Origin of the sequence: Sphingomonas sp. SORGH_AS_0438 (genome assembly GCF_031453475.1) — a bacterium.
GTDB lineage: Bacteria > Pseudomonadota > Alphaproteobacteria > Sphingomonadales > Sphingomonadaceae > Sphingomonas.
The window spans coordinates 1,477,154-1,498,139 of sequence record NZ_JAVIZS010000001.1 but is presented as its reverse complement, the minus strand read 5'-3'; the positions used below and the strand labels follow the sequence as shown (position 1 = coordinate 1,498,139).

Here is a 20,986-nt window from a genome sequence, read left to right as displayed (position 1 = left end):
TGATGTACGTTCGCTTTCCAACGAGCCTGCGGAACTTGGAGGCTCTACTGTTCGAGCGCGGGATCGATATTTGCCACGAGATGGTACTGTCCAGCAGACTCAGGCTGTGCACGATCGTCGACCGTAAATTTTTGACTGTCTCGACGGAAATGCTCGCCGGGTTCATCCTGGGTGATGAGGGGAGCCGCTTGAGTTCGCATCAGCTTGTCGCCTGGGTCGGTCGTTACATTCTGCCACATGAGCGGCAGTTACGGGTCTGGCTGCGTGCGGCGTTCCCGGCCGTCGATGTGGATGATGTGGTGCAGGAAACCTATTGCCGGATCAGCAGGCTCGACGGGTTCGCGCATATCGACGACCCGCGCCGTTATTTCTTCCGTGCCGCGCGCAATGTCGTGCTGGAGCAGATCCGGCGCGAGCGGGTCGTCAGCATCGACGCGGCGAGCGGCCTGGCCGAACTGGACAGCGCGCCCGACCTGTCCCATTCGCCCGAGGAGATCGTCGCCGAACGGCACATGCTGGCCCGGATCGAGCGGTTGATCGATGCGCTGCCGGACCGGGCGCGTCAGATTTTCCGGCTGCGCAAGATTGACGGCATGGCGCAGCGCGACATCGCGATGCGACTGCATATCCCCGAAACCGTGGTCGAGAACGATGTGGCGCGAGGTCTAAAGCGGATTCTGGACCAGCTGAGTGATGACGAAAAGGCCGAGCTGCCGATCCGTCGCCGCGAACCCAGAAAAGCGCGACCGGGCCACCGCGAAACGGGAGGCTGGCGGTGATCGACGAAATCGCCTGTCGCTGGGCCGCATCGATCGACCGGGGCTTGGATCGTGACGAAGATGCCAGGCTGGCGGCTTGGCTGGAGGAGGACCAGCGGCACAGGGGGGCTCTCCTGCGCGCGACGGCGGCGCTGGGGTTGCTCGACCGCGTCCGTGCCTTGTCGGGGCGTCACGACGGGGATGGGGCTGAAGAGGATGGGGCGCCGCGCCGTGATCGGCGACATTGGCGGCGATGGGGCGGTGGCGCGCTGGCGGCCGCGCTCGTTGCCGGGTTGGGCCTTGGCTTCTGGCCGGACCGGGCGCAGCGGATCGATACCCGCATCGGCGAGATCCGGCGGATGCCGCTCGCCGACGGATCAGTCGCGCTCGTCAACAGCGGCACGACCCTGCGCCTGGCGTTCACGCCTAGCGAACGACATATCGATGTGCGCAAGGGCGAGGCCTGGTTTCAGGTCGCGCATAATCCGAAGCGGCCATTTGTGGTGGCGAGCGGCCCCTATCGTGTCCAGGCGGTCGGCACGGCCTTCGATGTCCGGCGAGAGGGCGAAGCCGCTCGGGTCGTGGTGACGAAGGGGGTGGTGAAAATCTGGTCCGTCGACAGCGCCGATCCGCCGCGCCGTGTGGCGGCGGGCGAGTGGGCGGTCCTGCATCCGGGCAGAATGGCGGTGCGGGCGATGGAGCCCCAAGCATCCGATCAGCAGCTGGCATGGCGGGAAGGGCGGATTGTGCTCGACAACATGACGCTCGGCCAGGCGGCGGCGGAGTTCAACCGCTACAACAATGATCAGTTGGAGGTCGCGCCATCCTTGGCCGGGCGGCGGGTCGTGGGCTGGTTTCGCATCTATGACGTCGACGGTTTTGCGGCCGCGAGCGCTGCGATGGTCGGTGGCCGAGTCGAGCGCCGTGAGGGGCCGGGCAAAGGCGATGTGACCCGCATCGTTCCCTAGTAAAATTCTTTTCGACGATTTCGGCGTGTGGTGACGGAAACGGCGTGGCCACGCATCCTTGGATCAGCGCCACATGAAGCGCGTCAAAAATTGAGGGAGGGGGTGTCATGCGCAGCCAGATTCTGTCTATTCCATTCGTGTCGACGGTGGCCATCGCCGCCGGGATCGCGTCGCCCGCCGTCGCCGCGCAATCGACGATCCGCAACTTCAACGTTCCCCGTCAGGCCGCGACGACCGGACTGGTCCGTTTCGCCCAACAGGCGGGTATCCAGATTCTCGCCCCCAGCGACGTGACGCGCGGCCAGACCGTATCGACCGTCAAGGGGCAGCTGAGCATCGAGGAAGGGCTGAAGCAGTTGATCGGCCGGAGCCGCCTGCGGCTGGTGTCGTTCGACGGACGGACGGCGGTAATCGGTGCGAGTGCTCCGGCGGCGATGCGGACGGTGGGCTATGCCCTGCCGCAGGACGGCGGATCGCGGCCGGGCGGCGCGCCGGCGGCCATGACGGGCGACAATTCCCCGAAGGAAACCACCCAGGCGGATGACGGCGCGCAGAACGAGATCATCGTCACCGGCAATACCTCCGACCGCCGCACCCTGTTCAACTCCTCGTCCAACGTGACACTGGCGAGCGCGGCGGATCTGCTGCGCAAGGCACCGCGCTCGACCGCAGAAACGCTGGAACTGGTGCCCGGTGTCTTCGTCGAGGGCACGGCGGGGCCGATCTCGAACAATTATTCGGTGCGCGGCCTGCGCGGCGGTGCGCAGACCTTCATCACGCTGGAAGAGGATGGCATGCCGATCCTCTATGGCGGCGGCGGTGCGGACTTTTATTTCCAGAACGACATCACCATCAACCGCCTGGAAGCGGTCGAGGGCGGTACGTCGGGCGTACTGGCCCCCAATGGTGCAGGTGCGACGATCAACTTCATTTCGCTGAAGCCCAACCATGACAAGGCGACGGCGATGGTGCGCTATACCGGCACCACCTATGGCGACCTGCGCGCCGATGGCTATTTCTCCGCGCCGATCGCCGATGGCTGGGCATTCAATGTCGGCGGCTATGTCGCCTCGCAAAAGGGTGTCCGCCGTACGCCCTTCACCTTCAACGCCTATGACGTGAAGGCGATGCTGGAGAAGAAATTCTCTAATGGCGGGCTCGTCCGCTTCACCGTCAAGCATGGCGACAAGCATTTCCCCTATTATGCGGACATGCCCTTCCGCGTGGCGACGGACGGTACGATCAGCAGCGTGCCTGGCCTGGACCTGAAGCGCGACGACGCGGGCGGGCGCGGCTTCACCCAGTTCCTGGTGCCCAACGCCCCCGCGACCGACGAAAGCCTGCGCCGTTTCAGCTCGGCCGATGGCGTCCATGTGAAGGCCAACACCTATCGCATCGATGTCGAAGTGCCGGTCAGCCCCAGCCTGCGCCTGTTCGGCCGCGCGCGCTATCTGGACGGTTCCTATGACTTCAACGGCATCTTTCCGGGCAGCGGGGCGGGCACTGCAGGTCTGACCTCGGCGCTCAATTACCTGACGCCCGCTTCCTCGCCGCTGGCGGGGCTGACCCCGATCCAGGGATCGTCGCTGACCTATTTCCAGGTCGCCGCGATCCGTTTCCCCGGCGTCGCGCAATATGGCCTGCGCGACATCCGCACCGGCCAGGTGATTCCGGCGTCGAACACGGCCGCGCTCAATGCCCTAAACGGCAATGGCCTGCTCCAGCAGACGGTGCTCAATCACCAGACGCTGAAGACCAGGGATTTCGGCAGCGACTTCGGCGCGAAATGGGATTTCGGCGGCGGCAATATCGACAATTCGCTGACCGTCGGCGGCATGGTCTACAATGTCCGCCGGTCCAACAACCAGTCGGCCGTCGCGACCGTGCTGAACGACGTGCGCAACGACTCCAACGTCTATGACATGGTCGCGCTGAACGCGTCGGGCGGCGTGCTGGGGTCGCTGACCAACAACGGCATGGTCAATTATGGCAATTGGGGGCAGGGGCTGTTCAACGACGAGGTCACGTCGCTGTCGGCCTATTTCAACGACGAACTGACCATCGGCGACAAGCTGCACATCGACTTCGGTGCCCGCTATGAGCATCAGCATGTCCGGGTCGACATCGGCGATACTGCCGCGGTCAATGCCGCTGTCCCGGCGGGTACGCCGGGCCTGTACGACAATGTCGGCAGCACCTTCAAAGGCACCTATACCCGCCAGACCGCCAATTATTCCGACTGGGCCTATACGGCGGGTATCAATTACGAGCTGACCGATCACGTCGCGCTTTATGTGCGCGGTGCGCATGGGTTCCAGACCAATGGCGGCGACACCGGCGGCACCCACGCGCCGTCCGAGTTGACGCTGTACGAAGGCGGGGTGCGGTTCAAGGCGAACGGCTTCAACGCCTCGCTCATCGGGTTCCGCACCGAGTTCCGCGACCAGTCCTATCAGTTCATCAATCCGGCCAACCCGGCCCAGGCGAGCAATGCGCTGGCCGACAATTTCACCAACGGCGTCCAGCTGGATGCGACGCTGCGTCCGGTCGAATTCTTCAGTCTGAACGTGCAGGGCGTCTATCAGGACCCCAAGCTCAGCAACCTGCGCTTCAACGGTGTCGCCCAGCCGCAATATGACGGCAACACGCCCGAGCGGACGCCCAAGAAGCTGCTGACCGTCACCCCGTCCTTCGTCCTGCCCGGCGGCCTGGGCGAGATTTACGGGCGATACAAATATATTGGCAAGATTTTCGCCGACAGCGGCAACGGCATCGCGCTGCCCGATTACGGGGTCTTCTCGATCGGTGCGAGCATCGACGCCACGCCGCGCCTGAACCTGTCGGTCAGCGTCGATAACCTGACCGACGTGAAGGGCTTTACCGAGGGCAATCCGCGCCAGGGCCAGACGCAGACGATCGTCAACGGCTATTTCTATGGCCGCGCCATCGTCGGGCGCAATGCGCTCATCAGCGCGACGCTCAAGCTGTGAGGGTGAAGGCGGGGTTGCGGCTGTCGCTGGGTCTGGCCGCGCTGCTCGGTCTGACCGGCGCGGCGCCGGTCGAGCATTATGCCGTGCGCGAGGGGCTGAACATCAACAGCTTCACGCGCTCCGGCCCCGTCGCGGCGCATGTCGTGCTGCGATCGGGCAGGCAACCGCGCCTGCTCGTCGCCTTTCCGGCGGGCAATAGCGGAACGGCCCTGTGGTTCGAGCCGCCGGACCGGGACGCCGCGTGGCGGCTGGAGGGCGAGCCGCAGCCGGTGACGTTGCGCGATGCGAAGGGGCGCCCGCTCCATGGCGTGCGCTTTGCCGTGACGATCGACGCAGGTCGCTTGGTGCCGCGTCAGGCGGTACTGTCGAGCATCCGGGTGATCCGCGACTATCAGGCGCTGGGCACCGCCCCCGCCGAAGTGCTGACCCCGCCCCGGAGGACCGCCGATACGATCCGCTGGTCGCGCGACCGGCTGGACGGGGCGGCGGGCTATGACTTGGCGCTGACCGTCACCGAGGGTCGGATCGAAGGTGGCGCGATCCTGGCGGGGAAGGGGGGCAGGATCCGCTTCGCCGTGACCGCCCTGACCGGCGAGACGCCGCTGACCCCGCGTGGGGGTACGGAGCTGCTCAACGCCAAGGCGCAGCCCGATCCGGGTGCCCGCAACGCGCTGACCTTCCTCAGCTATGTCGAGAAGTTCCTGGCGGGGTCGTGGCGGTTCGACACCTATTTCGGGCGCGACACGCTGATGTCGGTCCGGCTGTTGATGCCCGCGCTGCAACCGGCGGCGGTGGAGACCGGCCTGTCCTCGGTGCTGGCGCGCCTGTCGCTGCAGGGCGAGGTCGCGCATGAGGAAGATATTGGCGAGTTCGCCATCCTCGACCACCGCAAGGCCGATGGTACCTCGTCGGACGCGCCGGTCTATAATTACAACATGGTCGACAGCGACTATATGCTCGCCCCGGTCGCGCGGGCGTGGCTGCTCGACGATCCTCGCGGACGGGCGTGGGCGGCGGCGTTCCTGGCGCAGCGGGTGGACGGCGAGACGCTGGGCGCGCGGATGGTGCGCAACCTGCGCTTCGTCCTGCGCCAGGCCCAGCCCTTCGCCCGCGATTCCGTTCCGGCGCGCCTGATCGCGTTGAAGCCAGGGATGGATGCGGGCGAGTGGCGCGACAGCAATGACGGACTGGCGGGCGGCCGCATCCCCTACGACGTCAACGCCGTGCTGGTGCCCGCCGCGCTGGATTCGGCGGCGGCGCTGGAGGCCAGCGGGCTGCTGAAGCCGTATCTTGCCGCAGCCGATGCGGGGCTTTTCGCCCAGGCCCGGGGCGTCGCCGATGTCTGGCGGGCCAAGGCGCCGCCGCTTTTCGACGTCACGTTGGCCCCCGCCGAGGCGCGCCAGGCGGTCAGCCGCTATGCGCAGATGATCGGTGTTCCGGCCGCGCCCGCGCTGGCGGCGATCGGCAACGCCCCCGTGCGCTTCCCGGCCATCGCGCTGGATGCGCAGGGGCGGCCGATCCCGGTGCAGAACAGCGATCCCGGCTTCGCGCTGCTCTTCGACCAGCCGCCTGCCGAGGCGTTGAAGGTCATGGCGAGCGGCTTCATCGACGCGTTCCCGGCGGGTCTGCGCACGGGTGCGGGGATGCTGGTCGCCAACCCGGCCTTTGCTGATGCGGCGATCCAGCGCAAATTCTCGCCCAATGCCTATCACGGTACGGTCGTGTGGAGCTGGCAGCAGGCGCTGGTCGCGGCGGGCCTCGCCCGGCAGCTGGAACGGCGCGACCTGCCCGCCGATGTCCGCGCATCGCTGGCCCGCGCACAATCCTGCCTTTGGGACGGGATCGAGGCGACGCGTAGCGTCCAAAGTTCCGAGCTGTGGTCGTGGCGCTATGCCGATGGCCGGTATCAGGTCGTGCCCTTCGGCGCGGCGGGCGCGGATGTCGACGAGTCCAACGCGGCGCAATTGTGGAGCACCGTCTATCTGGCGCTGCGTCGCCCGGCCGGGCAGGCGGTCGCCTGTTCCACCCGATGACGCTCGCAGATATGGGGCCGATCGGTTAGGCTGGCGGCCATGACGGACAAGCGCATTCGCCGGATCGTGATCCTGGGCGGGGGAACGGCGGGCTGGATGACCGCCGCCGCGCTGTCGCGTGCGCTAGCGGGGCAGGGTGTCGCCATCACGTTGGTCGAGTCCGACGCCATCGGCACAATCGGGGTCGGCGAGGCGACGATCCCCACCATCCACTGGTTCAACCAGATCATCGGCCTGGACGAGCGCCAGTTCATGGCCGAAACCAAGGCGACGGTAAAACTCGGCATCGAGTTCGTCGGCTGGAACGGCGAGGGGAGCCGCTATTTCCATCCCTTCGGCACGTTCGGGCCACCAAGCGATGGTGCGATGTTCCTCCATCGTCTGATCCGCGCCCGCGGCGATGGCGACGTGGCTCCGACCGAGGCCTATTCGCTGACCGCGCAGGCCGCAAGGGCGGGCCGCTTCGCACGGCCCGTGCCAGATCGCCGCTCGCTGCTCTCGACGCTGGGCTATGCCTATCATTTCGATGCCGGTCTCTATGCGCGCTATTTGCACGGACTGGCCGAGCGCGCGGGCGTGCGTCGCATCGAGGGCGTCGTCGCGTCGGTGCAGCAGGATGGGGAGAGCGGTTTCGTCCGGTCGCTGGCGCTAGACGGCGGGCAGGTCGTGGCGGGGGACCTATTCATCGACTGTTCCGGACTGCGCGCGCTCCTGATCGACCAGACACTGGGCGTCGGCTTCGACGACTGGTCGCACTGGCTGCCCTGCGATCGGGCCTGGGCGGCACCGAGCGCGCCGGAGAGCGATCGCACGCCTTATACCCGCGCGACCGCAGCCGAGGCGGGGTGGCGCTGGCGTATCCCGCTTCAGCACCGGGTCGGCAATGGCTATGTCTTTGCCAGCCGGTTTCAGGATGAGGAAACCGCGCGCGCATCGCTGATCGCGGGCATGGACGGGCCACCGCTGGCCGACCCGCGACTGATCCGCTTCACGCCCGGCATGCGGCGGGAGGTGTGGCGGGCCAATGTCGTCGCGATCGGCCTGTCGAGCGGTTTCCTCGAGCCGCTGGAATCGACCAGCATCCACCTCATCCAGAGTGGGATCGCCAAGCTGTTATCACTCTTTCCCGCCAGCGATTGCTCGCCCCTGCTAGCGCGGCAGTTTAACCGGGTGTTCGGGCAGGAGATGCTGGAGGTGCGCGATTTCCTGATCCTGCACTATCATGCCACCATGGGGCGCGACGAACCGATGTGGCGCGAGCGGCAGAAGATGGCGATTCCCGATACGCTGGCGGAGAAGCTGGGGCATTTCCGAAGCTCGGGCCGGATCGTCCTGGCGAACGACGAACTATTCCGGGACGCTAGCTGGTTCGCGGTGCTGGACGGCCAGGGCGAGCGTCCCAACGATCATAATCCGCTGGTCGAGGTCGTCGGGCGGAACGACAATCTGCGCCAATTGGCAGCGTTGCGAGCGGACATCGCGAAGACGGTCGCGGCTATGCCGCCTTTCCCGTAAGGGCTTCGTCAAGCGAACGTGGCAGGTCAGGCAGGGGGCTGATACTGACAACGGATGAGGCGGAAATCGAGGGGGTTGGCGCCCAGCCCGTCTCGCCTTTTCAACTCATCTGCTTCTATTTCCTTCGGCTGCCCGCGCCAGGGCTGGAAGCAGACCTGCCGCCAATCGTTCAGCCCGGCCAAGGAATCGAGCCGGACATCTATGTCTCGATCACCCGCCCCGACATCGTCACCGGAATCAATCGGCCATTGCTGCACGCACGCGCATGAATGCGAGGACGGCTGGCGTGGTTCGCCTGACCTGGCCTGCTCACGCCATATGCTCAGGCTGGTCGACAGCATGGCGATTCTAGAGAGTACAGGACCGATCGTTTTCTGGTCATCCGAGCACAGGATCTGATGGCGTCCAACACATTAACGAATGGCAGAAAGCTGCAGACGGGCAAGCCGCTGCGAACGTCCGGTTATGGGTCTCCTCAGCGGCAGGGCGGGGTCGCTTCCATCCCATACATGTTGCTTGGTCAATCATGCAGTATACCCGAGACCGGTCAGCCGTTCACAGGCGCAAAAAAGGCTATCGATATGCCATTGATTTAGCTTCTAGGTCTTGAGCTGCCCCCCTGTGAGTGGTCCATCGACTATGACAGTCTGGACCAAGGTGAGCCTCACCCCGTCTTTGGTCCGGTCTTTATGAGAAAACCGGTTCTCTTTTCCTCAGGGCAGGCATGCCTGCCCTGAGGAAAAAGCGCGCTCCATCGGGGTCTGGTTGCCGAGGGAGCTATGCGGACGGTGCTCGTTGTAATCACGCCGCCACGCCTCACATTTTACTCGTGCGTCGTCCAAGCTCAAGAACCAGTATGCGTTGAGGCATTCGGCCCGCACCCGGCCGTTGAACGCCTCCGCAAACGCATTGTCGGTCGGCTTCCCAGGCCTGCTGAAGTCCAGCACCACATCATGCTGGTAAGCCCACAGGTCGAGATCCTTCGAGATGAATTCCGGGCCATTATCCAGACGAATACGCTTGGGACGACCGTGTACCACAGCAATGCGCTCGAGCGTCTCGACCACGTCAGAGCCGCGGTAGCTCGTCCGTACATCGAGCGCTGGCGACACACGGGTGAAGTTGTCGACAATCGAGAGCATCCGGATCTTGCGACCGTCGAACAGCTGGTCCGACAGGAAATCCATCGACCAGCACTCGTTGGGTGCCGTCGCCGGCGTCCGGTCATCGCGCAGCTTCGCCTTCACCTTGCGCTTGGGCGTCTTGTTGCGCAGCTGCAGCCCGAGCTCGCGATACAGCCGATGAGTGCGCTTGTGGTTGATCTCCCAACCCTCCCGTCGGAGCAGCACATGGATGCGTCGGTACCCATAGCGAACACGGGTCGCAGCCAACTCCTTGATCCGCATCTTGAGGCCGGCCTGATCGAGGCGGCGCAACTGATAGCGCTGGGTCGATCGATTGATCGGAAACGCGCTGCAGGCTCGCCGTTCGCTGACCTGGTAGCTCGCCTGCAAATAGCCGACGATCTCCCGGGCTCGACCAGGCCCTACATTTTTCGGCGGATGACGTCCTGCAGCATTTCCTTATCAAGGCTGAGGTTCGCCACCAGCTGCTTCAGCCGGACGTTCTCCTCCTCCAGCACCTTCAGGCGCTTCATCTCCGACGGCATCAGCCCTCCGTATTTGCTACGCCATCGGTAGTAGAGCCTGCCCCGGCGTAGGCCGGGGTCTGGATCGATATGCCGGCCTTTCGGCATACCTCCTCCACGGTCGTTCCATCCTCGGCCTGCTTCAGGATGAACGCTATCTGCTGCTCGCTGAACCTCGACTTCTTCATGGGCGGATTCCCTCGTCCAGTACCTGCCAAACCTAACCGGGAATTTCTCACAAAGAATGGACCAATCTGAAGGGCTCAGGTCAGGCGGCCTGAGCGTCCGGGACTGGGTCAACGTCGTATCAAAGAGGCGACGCCGCTAGACCGAGCCGGTAAGCAGCTGTCAATGAAGCGTAGAAATATACCAACGGCGATAAGCCCTCGGCTTACCGCCGTCTTCGCAATCGCGTGTGGCATGATGGTGGCAAACCTCTATTTCGCGCAGGCGCTGATCGGCGAAATTAGCCCCGCCTTGGGTCTGCACGGTGGAGTTGCCGGACTGGTGGTCACGTTACCCCAACTCGGCTATGGTGCCGGCTTGTTCTTCGTGGTCTCTTTGGCGGATCGGGTCGAGAACAAACGGCTGATCCTGCTGCTGACGACAGGCGCGTGCCTCGGCCAGATCGGCACTTGGATGGCGGCTGGCGCTTCGAGCTTCCTACTGTTCTCGTTCATTACCGGATTCTGTTCGGTGGGCGCGCAGATCATGGTGCCGCTCGCCGCTCACCTGGCGTCAGAGCACAGCCGCGGCCGCGTCATCGGCAACATCATGGGCGGATTGATCAGCGGCATCATGCTAGCCCGTCCACTGGCGAACGGGCTATCCGCCGTCGCCGGCTGGCGCTCAATATTCGGCGCGTCGGCAATCGCCATGGCGGTGGTGGCGCTGCTCATCCTACGCTTTGTGCCTGAGCGGCGCCCCGCGCCCGATATGCGCTACCGGCAGCTTTTGCTGTCGAGCCTGTCGCTTTTGGTAAGGACTGCCGCGATCCGACGACGGACGGCCTACCAAGCGATCATGTTCGCGGCGTTCAACCTGTTCTGGACGGCGGTGCCGTTGCTGCTCGCGATGCGCTTCGGTCTTGGTCAGGGAGGCATCGCCCTGTTCGGGCTCGCTGGCGCCGGAGGCGCGCTTGCGGCACCGTTCGCCGGAAGGCTAGGTGATCGCGGCCATATACGGGCAGGCACCGCAGCCGCGCTCGCTTCGGCCATTGCGGCCTTTATCGTCGCTGGCTGGGCTGCGGTGGCCCACGCATTGATACTACTGGCTGCGACGGCCGTGTTGCTCGATGCCGCAACCCAGATGAACCAGGTGCTGGGTCAGCGGGTGCTGTTCTCCATCCTGCCCGAGGCGCGGGGACGCATCAACGCCGTCTACATGACGGCTGTTTTTCTGGCTGGAGCGCTCGGATCTACGCTCGCCACCTGGAGCTTTGATAAAGGTGGGTGGACAGCGACGGCAACCGTAGGAGCCGCGCTAGTCACCGCCGCGCTTCTTCTTTTTTTGACCGAGCCTAGCCGTCGTAGCGCCTGAATGAACGTCCGGTTTTCGGACGCTAAAGATCAAGTCTGAGCGGCCGCTATTGGGTCAAGCCCGGGCTACGATAGCCCCATCAGTCTTAGGGCGGACCCGATTATATAGCGGGTCACCGGACCGCCACGGGCGGCGCTCATGCCGCATGCATCACATGTGGCGATCAACTGGCTGATCGAAGGCCGCCCGTCACAGTTGGCACTGTCGCGGCGATAGGCTGTGATAGCCTCCTGGAGGCACTGGATGACGGGTTCAGCGCGTTCATAGGCCCGGGCACCGCGATCGCCGTGTCTAAGTGCCATATTTGCGATGCCCTCCATCATTGCCGAGCGTCGATAGCCAACCCCTGAGGAAAGGTCACCTAGATGTTCAGTCCCGGCATCTGGTGGATCGGATTGACGATGAACCGGTCTGGCTCTGACGTCCAGATCTTGGCGATGTATTCGTAGGGTGTGAGCTCGCTGAGCGTCTTGAGCCGGCGAGCGAAATTGTAGGCCGCCATGAAGTCGGCGAGGTGTGTCCGCAGCTGGTCATGGCTCTCGTAGTGGAAGCGTTTGACGGTTGCCTCCTTGATGGTGCGGTTCATCCGCTCGACCTGTCCGTTGGTCCACGGATGGTTCGGCTTGGTGAGGCGATGCTCAATGCCGTTCGCCTCGCAGATCATGTCGAAGCGCATCTGGCGCGACCAGGCTAACCCGCAGGCTCGACGCCGGAGCAACTGGCGCGACATCGACGTCTGTGGCAGGCTTTAGACATAGTCGGAAGAGGAAAGCAGATGTTTGCCGTCCTAATTGCTCTCGCGCTGCAAGCCGCTACGCCCTCCTCTGCGGACGCTCCGAAATTCCGCGGCGAGGGGCAGATGAAGGTTTTCGACATGATCTGCGGCCGAGTCTTTCCGGACGAGGCGCGGATCGACTCCGTTATGGCAAAGCTCCCCGGTGCGCGTGCGCTGACCCCGACGGAAGTGAAAGAATACCTGCGCGACGATCCAGGGCATGGATGGGTCATGCAGGCAGGCACCAGCAATATGGTTGTGACGCTCGAAGCGCCTCCGGTCCATGCCTGTGCAGTCCGCATGACAAACACGGATGGCGTGATTGATGAAGGTGTGTGGCAGCAATTGATCGCAGCCGGACAAGAGCGCGCGGGTGGCGGCTTCACAACTGTGCCACCGCGTGCGATTGAGCTCGGCGCCATCCAATCGAAGGTGAGTGGCGTGCAGAAACAAGGCGCCGATGGCGCCGCAGAAGCGATCTACCTAATCCGCACCATGCCCAAGGCGGCAAGACCGCCGGCGCAGGGCGGCATAGAGATCAGGATGGTACGCCAATTGGTGCAAGCGCGGCGTTAGCCACTGCCTTACTGTCTGACTCATATTGCGTGAGCTACAGCGCATGATCGGTGAGACGGACGCACATTATTGATCCGCTTATGCAAGGCGGCAGAAAAGATTGCCGACTTTATCAGCTCTCGCACCTGGGTGGCACAGGTGCGTAGGACTACGGGCATATCGCCATACGGGCATCAGCTATGCTAATTTCTGCGAGAACAGGCAGCGGGACGGGCATGGCCGATCAGGTTGAAACAGCACTGGATGTAACCGAGCAGCTGAAGGAACTCAGCGATCTGGCGCGTCGTGGCCGTTCCAGCGTCGTGAACACGGGCCCCATCATGCTTATCTGGGGGGTGGCGATCATGGTGGCCTCGTTGACCGAGCAATTATTGCAGAGATCGGCCTATACCGTGGTGGCCTGGATCGCGCCTTTCCTCATTGCGTATTTCATCAGTTTGATCATGATGCGGCTCTCGCACTCAGATGGCCGGGCAGTAACTTGGCGTTCGCGCGCCGTGCATCGGATTTGGATCGCTGCCGGAGCGGCAGTCGTCGTTTTTAACATCGGCGAAGAGCTGCATCGCTCAGGATTGCAATCGGAGTCGGAAGCGGCGACAGCCCTGATCCTGTCGGTTGCGGCATTAGCTACAGCCGAATTGGCAAACCGGAAGGCGCTTTCTGTCATCGGTATAGGGTGGATGACCATCGCGCTCGCATTGCTGTCCGTTGGTGATATGTCCCTTCTGGTTATGTTAGGTGTCGCAGCATTCGTGTTGCAGATCGTTCCAAGCCTCTTTTTGCTTCGTGAAGAATGGAAGGCATAGGCGCGCCTCTCGATCGGATCGACGAAACGGTACACGGCCGTGTCCGACTGGGTGTGCTCGCCTATCTAAGCACCGCCGGCAGCGCGGACTTCATGACACTACTTGACGTTACGAGGGCAACGAAAGGTAACCTTTCCAGCCACTTGTCTAAGCTGGAAGCGGCGGGATATGTGCGCGTCGATAAAACATTTGTTGAACGCAAAACCCGAACCACCGTGCAAATGACGCATGATGGTGAACAGGCATTTGCCGACTATCTCGCCGCCATGAGGCATTTGCTCAATCAAATATCATAATAAGGTTTGCATCGCAGACCGGTCTGACATAATCCTTCCGGGCGTTGATTCGGGAGGCATTCCGTCGATGTCGTCTACGTTATTCCGGCCTGAAGCACTGGATCATCGACGGCAGCGGCTGGAGGGTGAAGTCACCCTGACCCGATCGCTCCCTCTGTCGATCATTACCGGCCTGCTGACCGTCATAACCATAGCCATCGCACTGTGGGCCGTCCTTGGTCACTACTCACGCACGGAGACCGTAACGGGGTCGCTGACCCCCGAGGGGGTGCTGTCGAAGGTCTATGCTGACAAACCCGGGCAGCTGGTTTGGCTTGGCGTAAAGGACGGCGACATCGTGCGGCAGGGGCAGCCGATCGCTACAATCCGCACTGAGCAGAATTTAGAAGGCGGAGCATCTCCCGATGCTGAACGATTGGCCTCAGTCGCCGAACAAGCACGGCTAACCGCCCGCGAACTTGATTATGAGAATGACCGTGTAGGTAAAGAGCGATTACGGCTCACACGGTTGATCGGTGACCTTGGCGCCGAGCGTAGCCAGATGACATCGCAGATCGACCTCCAAAAGCAGGCGGTAACGTCCACGCGGCAGTCGTTCGATGCGATGACCACCTTGGTCGACAAAGGTTTCGAGACGCGGACCGAATATGAGCAACGCCGCCAGGCTTGGCTCGCCGCCTCGACGCAACTTCAGGCGCTCGTCCAGCAAATCGCACAACTGGACGAACGTCGCAGCGAGGCCGAAGCGGATCTCGGCAAGTTGCCCTCCGACCATGCGAGCAAGGAAGCGGACCTCCACAGCAGCCTCGACCAGCTCGATCAGCATCGAATCGATATTGAGGGCGCTCGCTCCTTTACAATCACTGCGCCCATCGCTGGCAGGGTAACATCGGTACAGACGATGGCGGGGCGCAGCACTGATGGACGCCAGCCGCTTTTCACGATCGTACCGCTAGGGTCTGTAATGCAAGCCACGCTATACGCGCCAACGCGTGCGATCGGCATGGCCCGGATGGGCCAGCCCGTTAGGCTGATGTACGATGCATTTCCCTATCAGCGGTTCGGGACATTCACCGGCCGGATCGTCCGCATCTCGCATTCCGTGTTGGCACCGGATGAAGTGGATGCTCCGGTCAAGCTCCAGGACCCGGTCTATGAGGTGCGTGTCGCACTCGACCGGCAACGGATCGACGCTTTCGGCGAAGCCTTGCCATTGGAACCCGGCATGACACTGACCGCGGATGTCATCCTCGACCGGCGATCTTTCCTTGACTGGATTTTAGAGCCGATCCGCGCCGTAGGAGCCCGGTCATGAGTGATATCGCTCTCGCACTGTCAAGGCGGGGGCGAACCCCAATGATCCACCAGGATGAAGCCGCAGAATGCGGTCTTGCGTGTCTTGCGATGGTGGCTTCGCATCATGGCCACGAAGTCGACCTGCTCAACCTCCGCGCCCGTTTTGGTGTCAGCATCAAAGGCATGACGCTGCCGACGCTGCTTCGGATTTCCTCCGAGTTACAGTTGGACGCCCGCCCTTTGCGGTGTGAGCCGGAAGAGTTCGGTAACATTGCGCTGCCTGCGATCCTCCACTGGAACTTCAACCATTTCGTCGTTCTGACCCGAATTCGGGGTCGGGGGGATGACCGGCGTTACACGATCAATGATCCGGCAAACGGTGAGCGCACGGTGACACTGGCTGGAATGTCCAGCCATTTCACCGGCATCGCAATCGAGGCGGTCCCGTCGCTGGCATTTCGACGGCGCAGAGAGCGTTCGAAGCTGTCATTGTGGCAGTTGTGGAGCCGAGCCCCGGGCCTCGGCGGCGCTTTGGGGCGAATCTTACTCCTATCTTTGCTAATTGAATTGTTTTCGCTTGCGATGCCCTTCTATCTGCAGATCGGCCTCGACAGCGTCATTCCGTCTCACGACCTAGATTTTCTGACTGCGCTCGCGCTCGGCTTCGGCACGTTGGCAATATTGTCTCAGATCACGGCATTCGTGCGATCATGGGCAATCGTCAGCCTCTCGAACGAACTCGGTTACCGGCTCGTTTCGAACCTCTTCAGGCATCTCGTCAGGCTGCCGATCGGCTGGTTCCAGAAGCGCTCGGTTGGCGACGTTCTGACCCGCTTCAATGCATCACAACCAATTACAGAATTGCTGGGCAACGGCTTGGTTCAGGCGGCGGTGGACGGTGTGATGGCCATCGTCACATTGGGCCTGATGCTGGTTTATTCGCCCCTGCTGACCGGCGTAACGATCGCCGGCCTCCTGATCTATATCGTCCTTCGCTACTCATATTTCGGCGTGCTGCGGATGCGGAACGTTAGCGTCATTCAGTCGCAGGCGCGTGAGCAAGCCATACTGATAGAAACGATCCGGGGCATCGTTCCCATTCGCCTCTTCGGGCGTGAACAGGACAGATTGCGAGTGTGGCAAGCGCGCCGCGCCGCAGTGGTCAATGCCAGCGTCGGCATCGCTCGACTTCAGGCAATGTTCTCGACCGCCAACACCACGGTCATTGCCATCGAGAATATACTGTTTGTCTATGTTGCAATCCGACTGAACCTCGCGGGCGGGTTCACGGTTGGTATGATTACAGCGTTCGGTGCCTATAAACAGCAATTCTTGACAGCGAGTCTCAACATCGTCGGCAAGCTGGCCGACTACCGTATGCTCGATGTCCAATTGGGTCGGATTGGCGATATCGCGCTGACACCGCCCGAGCCAGCCGCTTCGCTTGGTAACCCCATCGGTGAGGTCGTGAAGATCGAACTCAGTGATGTTCATTTTACCTACGGTCCGGGCGACCGCGAGGTACTCGCCGGGGTCGACCTGCTGATTGAACCCGGTGTTTCTGTGGCGATCACAGGCGCATCGGGCAGTGGCAAAACCACGCTGCTCAGGCTCCTCCTGGGTCTTGTTCATCCGACCGAAGGCAAGCTGCTTGTCAATGGAAAGATTCTGACTCGCGCAGGTCTTGCATCCTATCGCGAGCGGGTCGGCTCCGTGATGCAGGACGATACACTGTTCGCGGGGTCGATCACCGAAAACATCGCTTTCTTTGACCCCCAGATCGACCAGGCACGCGTCGAGGAGGCTGCGCGCCTCGCGATCATCCATGACGACATCATGGCCATGCCCATGGCCTACGAGTCCCTCGTAGGCGACATGGGCTCGGCGCTATCAGGGGGGCAGAAGCAACGCGTGCTGCTGGCTCGTGCGCTGTACCGCAAGCCGCAACTGCTAGTGATGGACGAAGCGACGGCTCATCTGGACGGCGAAACCGAAGCCAGGGTCAACGCTTCCCTGAAAAGTCAGGGGCTATCATGCGTCATCGTCGCACATCGTCCCAGTACGATCGCTGCCGCTGATCGTCATGTCACGATGCGTGACGGTGTCCTGCACGAGTCAGAGCAAGGCACATCGTCGGTGAGAGTCGTCAGCTTGAAAATGCCCGACCGCCCACTCCTTCATGACGATATGGCTGGATCGATAATATGATCTCCGACCCGTATACCGCATATATATTGGACCGCCAGCCAGCGAGCCTAGACGCCGCACTGGTCCTGTTCGACGAACGATCAAAAGGGCCAGACGCGAGCAGCCCACATGTCGTCCAGCACGAATGGCTCGAACGGCATCTCTGCTGGAACGAGAAGCGCAAAGGTCTGCTTGCGGGCTTCGACGGCTTTTTGGCCGAAACGCAAAGATTTGCGATTACCGTCGAGGCCGCCTCTGATCGGTGGTAGCTTCGTCTCACGAAAAGACGAGCCGAAAGACATTGATTTCCTGGCGGTTTACACAACGTTGCCGGGATTTGATCCCGAGGCGCTGAGCGAATTCGTGGTCGCAAAGCGGCCGGGACTAGACTGGAGGTTTATCCCGTCGGACGCCGGCGTACTTCCACTTCTTAAGATATCTATGTTTTGCCATCTCCTTTACGAGGGACGGAAAGGAGGTGAAGGATCGCTTCTTCTTGTTCTCTAATTGATATTTTCAAACGATCTATCGAATGGAGGAATAAATGAGAGTTTTGACTTTAGCCGAGCTTTCTTTTGTTGCCGGCGGTGATTACGGCGGTGGTGGCGATGATAGCGGCGACATCGTCGTGACCGGAAATCCTGACACTGGTGGTGACGACACTGGCGGTGACTACGATCCCGGCGATTACGGCAACGATGGCGCTGATGATGGCTCAAGTGCCGGAGGAGACAGCGGGAATAATCAGGCCGACGCAACTCAGTTGCCAAAGGGCTATCACGCATCCCCGATGGACCCCAATCACGAACACTATATGCTGAAGGATGGGGATAGTAGCGGCAAGCTTTACCTCACGCCTGAATATGCTGCTCAGGCACAAGACGCCTATGATAAGATGACACATTCCGCGACGGTTCTTGGCTTGGGATCAACGGCTGCCGGCGTTGTAGTCGGCACACCTATCGGTGGTGCGATTATGGGCATTATTTTGGGGTCTTTCGGCCTTGCTGACCGCCCCCCTAACGCACCAGCACAGTAAAAGAATGCATCTATGACTATATCTCGGCTGATATTGTTATCATGCACAATTCTGCAAGCATATGTATTGTATAACGGTATGAACCGTTCAATTCAGTTGCTAGTCATGGTACTTCTACTGTGTGTTGTTGCAATAGAAGCAATAAGAATGGTTAAAAATAGGGACGCATAACCGAATGGCGGAGGCGCCATCCTCCGCCATGACTATCATACTCAGAAAATAATCGAAACCTCGCTCTGCAAGAAAAACAGCTGTTTGCTGTACATCCGCAAACCGTTGGTCCGGAGCGGAGCATCGCCGCACGGCAGCGTCCATCAACTTGTTGAGAAAACAATGTGCAGAAAACGTGCTTATGTCAGCTATCCGTATCGACGAGTTCGATAGCTGTCGGGCGGACATGTCCTCGTGCCGGACGTTCTATGCACCTGAATGAGCTACTGAACCGACGGCCCTCTCAGCTTGAACGAATGGCGGGTTTCGGGGATCGTCTCAACGGCGCTAAATGGCCGAAGATGGGTCTGCTGAGACTTAACGACTTCGTGTTGCCTCCGCATCGCGTCGCTCGCTCATCATGGTGAGCCAACGCCGCCTGAGCACTGCGCGGCGTTCCGGGTAGCGCTCGTCCCGAAACTCGATTGCGGCAAGCCGGTCGGTGCGGAACATCCGGAAGTCGCCGCGCAACTCGCACCAGGCGACGAGCATCCGAACCCGATCCATGTAGCCGACCAGGAACGGCCACACGGTACGTGCCGTCTCGCGGCCCCCCTCATCAGCGTAGCTGATGTGCAGCTTGCGCCCTTGCAGGCTCCAGGCCCGCAGACGTGCCACATCGACCCCTGCGTCGAGCCGCTCGCTCCAATTGGGCGGAGTAATAACGGCCGGGTCCTCGATCTGCCCACGCAGCTGTTCCGGAACGATGGCGGCAACCTTGGCGAGCACGTCGGCGGCTGCGCGGGCGAGCCCCTCGTCGGCGTGGACCAACACCCATTGAGCGCCGAGAACCACCGCCTCCACCTCGTCCGAAGTGAGCATCAGCGGCGGCATGTCGAAGCCGCGCTCCAGCACGTAGCCGATCCCTGCTTCACCGCGAATCGGCACGCGCTGGCCGATCAGCGCGGCGATGTCCCGGTATACCGACCGCCGGCTCGTCTCCAGCTCTGCCGCCAGCGCGTCCGCGGTGAGCGGCCCGGACGCGCGGCGAAGGAGTTGGACGATCTCGAACAGTCGGTCGGCGCGGCGCATACGGTCGGTCTACAGGCCAGCTACCAGCGGCGCGAGTGCCGCTCGATGACAAAGCAAGAGCAGTACGGCGGTCACGAGGAAGCTTGTGGCACCCAGCCAGCCGTCTCTCCGGGTCACGCCGCGTTGTCCGCCGGTGCAGCATCCCGTGTCATGGCTCGCGCAAATGCCGGCCGTGCCGCGAGGCGGGCCATATAGGCGGAGATTGGCCCTTCTGCCGGAAGGACGTCGCGCGCCCAGCCCAACGTGCCGCCCAGCATGATGTCGGCAGCGCTGAAGCGCTCCCCAAGCAGGTAAGGGCCGTTTGTAAGCGCGCCATTCAGCCGGTGGAGCGCTGCTTGAAGCGCGGCGGGAGTGGGTGCGTCAGCCCCAGCGCTGAGGCGCTGGAAGATGGCCGGACCGAGCTCCCCTTCGATCCAGTTTATCCAGGTGAGATACGCACCGCGATCTTGATCGCCGATGCGGGGGGCCAGCCCAGCCGTAGGCTGCAGGTCGGCAAGATAGGTCGCCACCGCCGCGCTCTCGGTAACCAGCGCACCGTCGTCGAGGAGGGCGGGCACTTTCTTGTCGGGGTGAGGATTGGCGGGATCGGGTCCCTCACCGCTTCCATCCATGTAGCGGATCGTGACGTGCCGCAGGTGGAAGGGCGCTCCCAGCTCCTCGAGCAGCCAGACAATCCGGCTCGATCGTGAACGGGGGGCGTGGAACAGCGTCAGCATGATGAATTCTCCCGCGGCCAGGATGCCGTTGGAGGCTGCTTAAAGCGGGGCTGTTGCCAGCGTGGTGGCAGCAGCAAACCGCTCGCGGGCGAGGTCGCTCGGGTTCTTCTTGGGCGGCTCGATACTTGATCGGCCGGCGATACTGGGTGAAGCGGATGAACCAATGACCGTAGTTGGAAGCCTACAGAGCTGCCTGAACGGCCGGATGTGGGTCGTCGTCACGTTAAGGAAGGGCGGCTGGCTCCGCCCACTTGTGGCCGTTCAGAGGCGACGATACCCTGCCCGATAGCAGACGTTGAGAAGGCACTGGCGAATGATCCCGGCCGTCAAGATTGGCTTAGTCGTTGCGCTTCTTTGGGCTGGCTGGCGCGCATCTCGCATGCTTCGAACCGGACGCATCAGGGTTTTCGACACAGATGGGCCGGTTCTGATGATAGCGCGGCAAGATAGGCCGTTCGCCTATTGGTCGTTTATTATGTTGTTCTACGCGGTACTGATCGCAATAGCCGTGGGCGCTACGTCGTTTTGAGCAGGCAGGCGAACAGCCGATTTTCACTATAGACTGCGCTTAAGCGGACGGACCGCTCGCCTCCCAATCTCGG

At 62.2% G+C, this 20,986-nt stretch carries 16 protein-coding genes and 2 pseudogenes; 12 read left to right on the top strand and 6 right to left on the bottom strand.

What is annotated here, in order from left to right; all coding sequences use genetic code 11:
• Window positions 1-2 precede the first annotated feature (2 nt).
• The 5 genes from QE452_RS07010 (at window position 3) to QE452_RS06990 (ending at window position 8,264) form a co-directional block, all read left to right on the top strand.
• Window positions 3-779 (top strand): sigma-70 family RNA polymerase sigma factor, encoded by a 777-nt coding sequence (locus tag QE452_RS07010; RefSeq protein WP_309659091.1) that lies wholly within the window; start codon window positions 3-5, stop codon window positions 777-779.
• The gene (locus tag QE452_RS07005; protein ID WP_309658944.1) at window positions 776-1,726 is read left to right on the top strand and encodes a FecR domain-containing protein; all 951 of its coding nucleotides are present in this window, start codon (window positions 776-778) and stop codon (window positions 1,724-1,726) included. Before QE452_RS07010 ends, QE452_RS07005 begins: the two co-directional genes overlap by 4 nt.
• 107 nt (window positions 1,727-1,833) lie before the next feature.
• Window positions 1,834-4,716, top strand: coding sequence for a TonB-dependent receptor (locus QE452_RS07000; protein ID WP_309658945.1), 2,883 nt, complete (start codon window positions 1,834-1,836; stop codon window positions 4,714-4,716).
• Between the two features lie 2 nt (window positions 4,717-4,718).
• Complete coding sequence (locus QE452_RS06995) at window positions 4,719-6,749, top strand: hypothetical protein (protein WP_309658946.1); 2,031 nt, start codon at window positions 4,719-4,721, stop codon at window positions 6,747-6,749.
• Window positions 6,750-6,788: 39 nt separating this feature from the next.
• Window positions 6,789-8,264: a tryptophan 7-halogenase gene (locus tag QE452_RS06990; RefSeq protein ID WP_309658947.1), complete on the top strand. Its 1,476-nt coding sequence runs from the start codon at window positions 6,789-6,791 to the stop codon at window positions 8,262-8,264.
• A 26-nt stretch (window positions 8,265-8,290) separates the two neighbouring features.
• Here QE452_RS06990 and QE452_RS06985 read toward each other — a convergent pair whose 3' ends face one another.
• Complete coding sequence (locus QE452_RS06985) at window positions 8,291-8,605, bottom strand: hypothetical protein (protein WP_309729790.1); 315 nt, start codon at window positions 8,603-8,605, stop codon at window positions 8,291-8,293.
• A gap of 372 nt (window positions 8,606-8,977) precedes the next feature.
• Window positions 8,978-10,100: pseudogene (locus QE452_RS06980) on the bottom strand (IS3 family transposase).
• Between the two features lie 163 nt (window positions 10,101-10,263).
• Here QE452_RS06980 and QE452_RS06975 point away from each other — a divergent pair.
• A complete protein-coding gene (locus tag QE452_RS06975) occupies window positions 10,264-11,451 on the top strand; it encodes an MFS transporter (protein WP_309658948.1) in 1,188 nt (395 codons plus the stop codon).
• Between the two features lie 361 nt (window positions 11,452-11,812).
• On the opposite strand, the pseudogene QE452_RS06970 reads toward QE452_RS06975, so the two are convergent.
• Window positions 11,813-12,121 (bottom strand): annotated as a pseudogene (locus QE452_RS06970) (integrase core domain-containing protein); the annotation flags it as partial.
• 189 nt (window positions 12,122-12,310) lie between these two features.
• On the opposite strand from QE452_RS06970, the gene QE452_RS06965 reads away from it, so the two are divergent.
• The 5 genes from QE452_RS06965 (at window position 12,311) to QE452_RS06945 (ending at window position 17,408) form a co-directional block, all read left to right on the top strand.
• On the top strand, window positions 12,311-12,802 hold the full coding sequence (locus tag QE452_RS06965) for a hypothetical protein (RefSeq protein ID WP_309658949.1): 492 nt from the start codon (window positions 12,311-12,313) through the stop codon (window positions 12,800-12,802).
• Window positions 12,803-13,017: 215 nt separating this feature from the next.
• Window positions 13,018-13,608 carry a hypothetical protein gene (locus QE452_RS06960; protein ID WP_309658950.1) on the top strand — a complete coding sequence of 197 codons (591 nt, stop codon included), beginning with the start codon at window positions 13,018-13,020 and terminating at the stop codon, window positions 13,606-13,608.
• Entirely contained in the window at window positions 13,596-13,904 is a 309-nt protein-coding gene (locus QE452_RS06955; RefSeq protein WP_309658951.1) for a transcriptional regulator, read from the top strand. Before QE452_RS06960 ends, QE452_RS06955 begins: the two co-directional genes overlap by 13 nt.
• Window positions 13,905-13,971: 67 nt before the next feature.
• Entirely contained in the window at window positions 13,972-15,219 is a 1,248-nt protein-coding gene (locus QE452_RS06950; protein WP_309658952.1) for an HlyD family efflux transporter periplasmic adaptor subunit, read from the top strand.
• A 41-nt stretch (window positions 15,220-15,260) separates the two neighbouring features.
• On the top strand, window positions 15,261-17,408 hold the full coding sequence (locus tag QE452_RS06945; protein WP_309729787.1) for a peptidase domain-containing ABC transporter: 2,148 nt from the start codon (window positions 15,261-15,263) through the stop codon (window positions 17,406-17,408).
• 80 nt (window positions 17,409-17,488) lie between these two features.
• Here the strand turns inward: QE452_RS06945 and QE452_RS06940 are convergent, their stop codons facing one another.
• A complete protein-coding gene (locus QE452_RS06940; RefSeq protein ID WP_309729784.1) occupies window positions 17,489-17,689 on the bottom strand; it encodes a hypothetical protein in 201 nt (66 codons plus the stop codon).
• Between the two features lie 242 nt (window positions 17,690-17,931).
• Between QE452_RS06940 and QE452_RS06935 the strand changes: the two genes are divergently transcribed.
• Window positions 17,932-18,426, top strand: a complete 495-nt coding sequence (locus tag QE452_RS06935; protein ID WP_309658955.1) for a hypothetical protein — start codon at window positions 17,932-17,934, stop codon at window positions 18,424-18,426.
• Between the two features lie 528 nt (window positions 18,427-18,954).
• Here QE452_RS06935 and QE452_RS06930 read toward each other — a convergent pair.
• Together QE452_RS06930 and QE452_RS06925 are read right to left on the bottom strand one after the other, a co-directional pair.
• Window positions 18,955-19,668 (bottom strand): YafY family protein, encoded by a 714-nt coding sequence (locus tag QE452_RS06930; RefSeq protein ID WP_309658956.1) that lies wholly within the window; start codon window positions 19,666-19,668, stop codon window positions 18,955-18,957.
• Between the two features lie 113 nt (window positions 19,669-19,781).
• Window positions 19,782-20,384: a glutathione S-transferase family protein gene (locus QE452_RS06925; RefSeq protein ID WP_309658957.1), complete on the bottom strand. Its 603-nt coding sequence runs from the start codon at window positions 20,382-20,384 to the stop codon at window positions 19,782-19,784.
• Window positions 20,385-20,986: the final 602 nt, after the last annotated feature.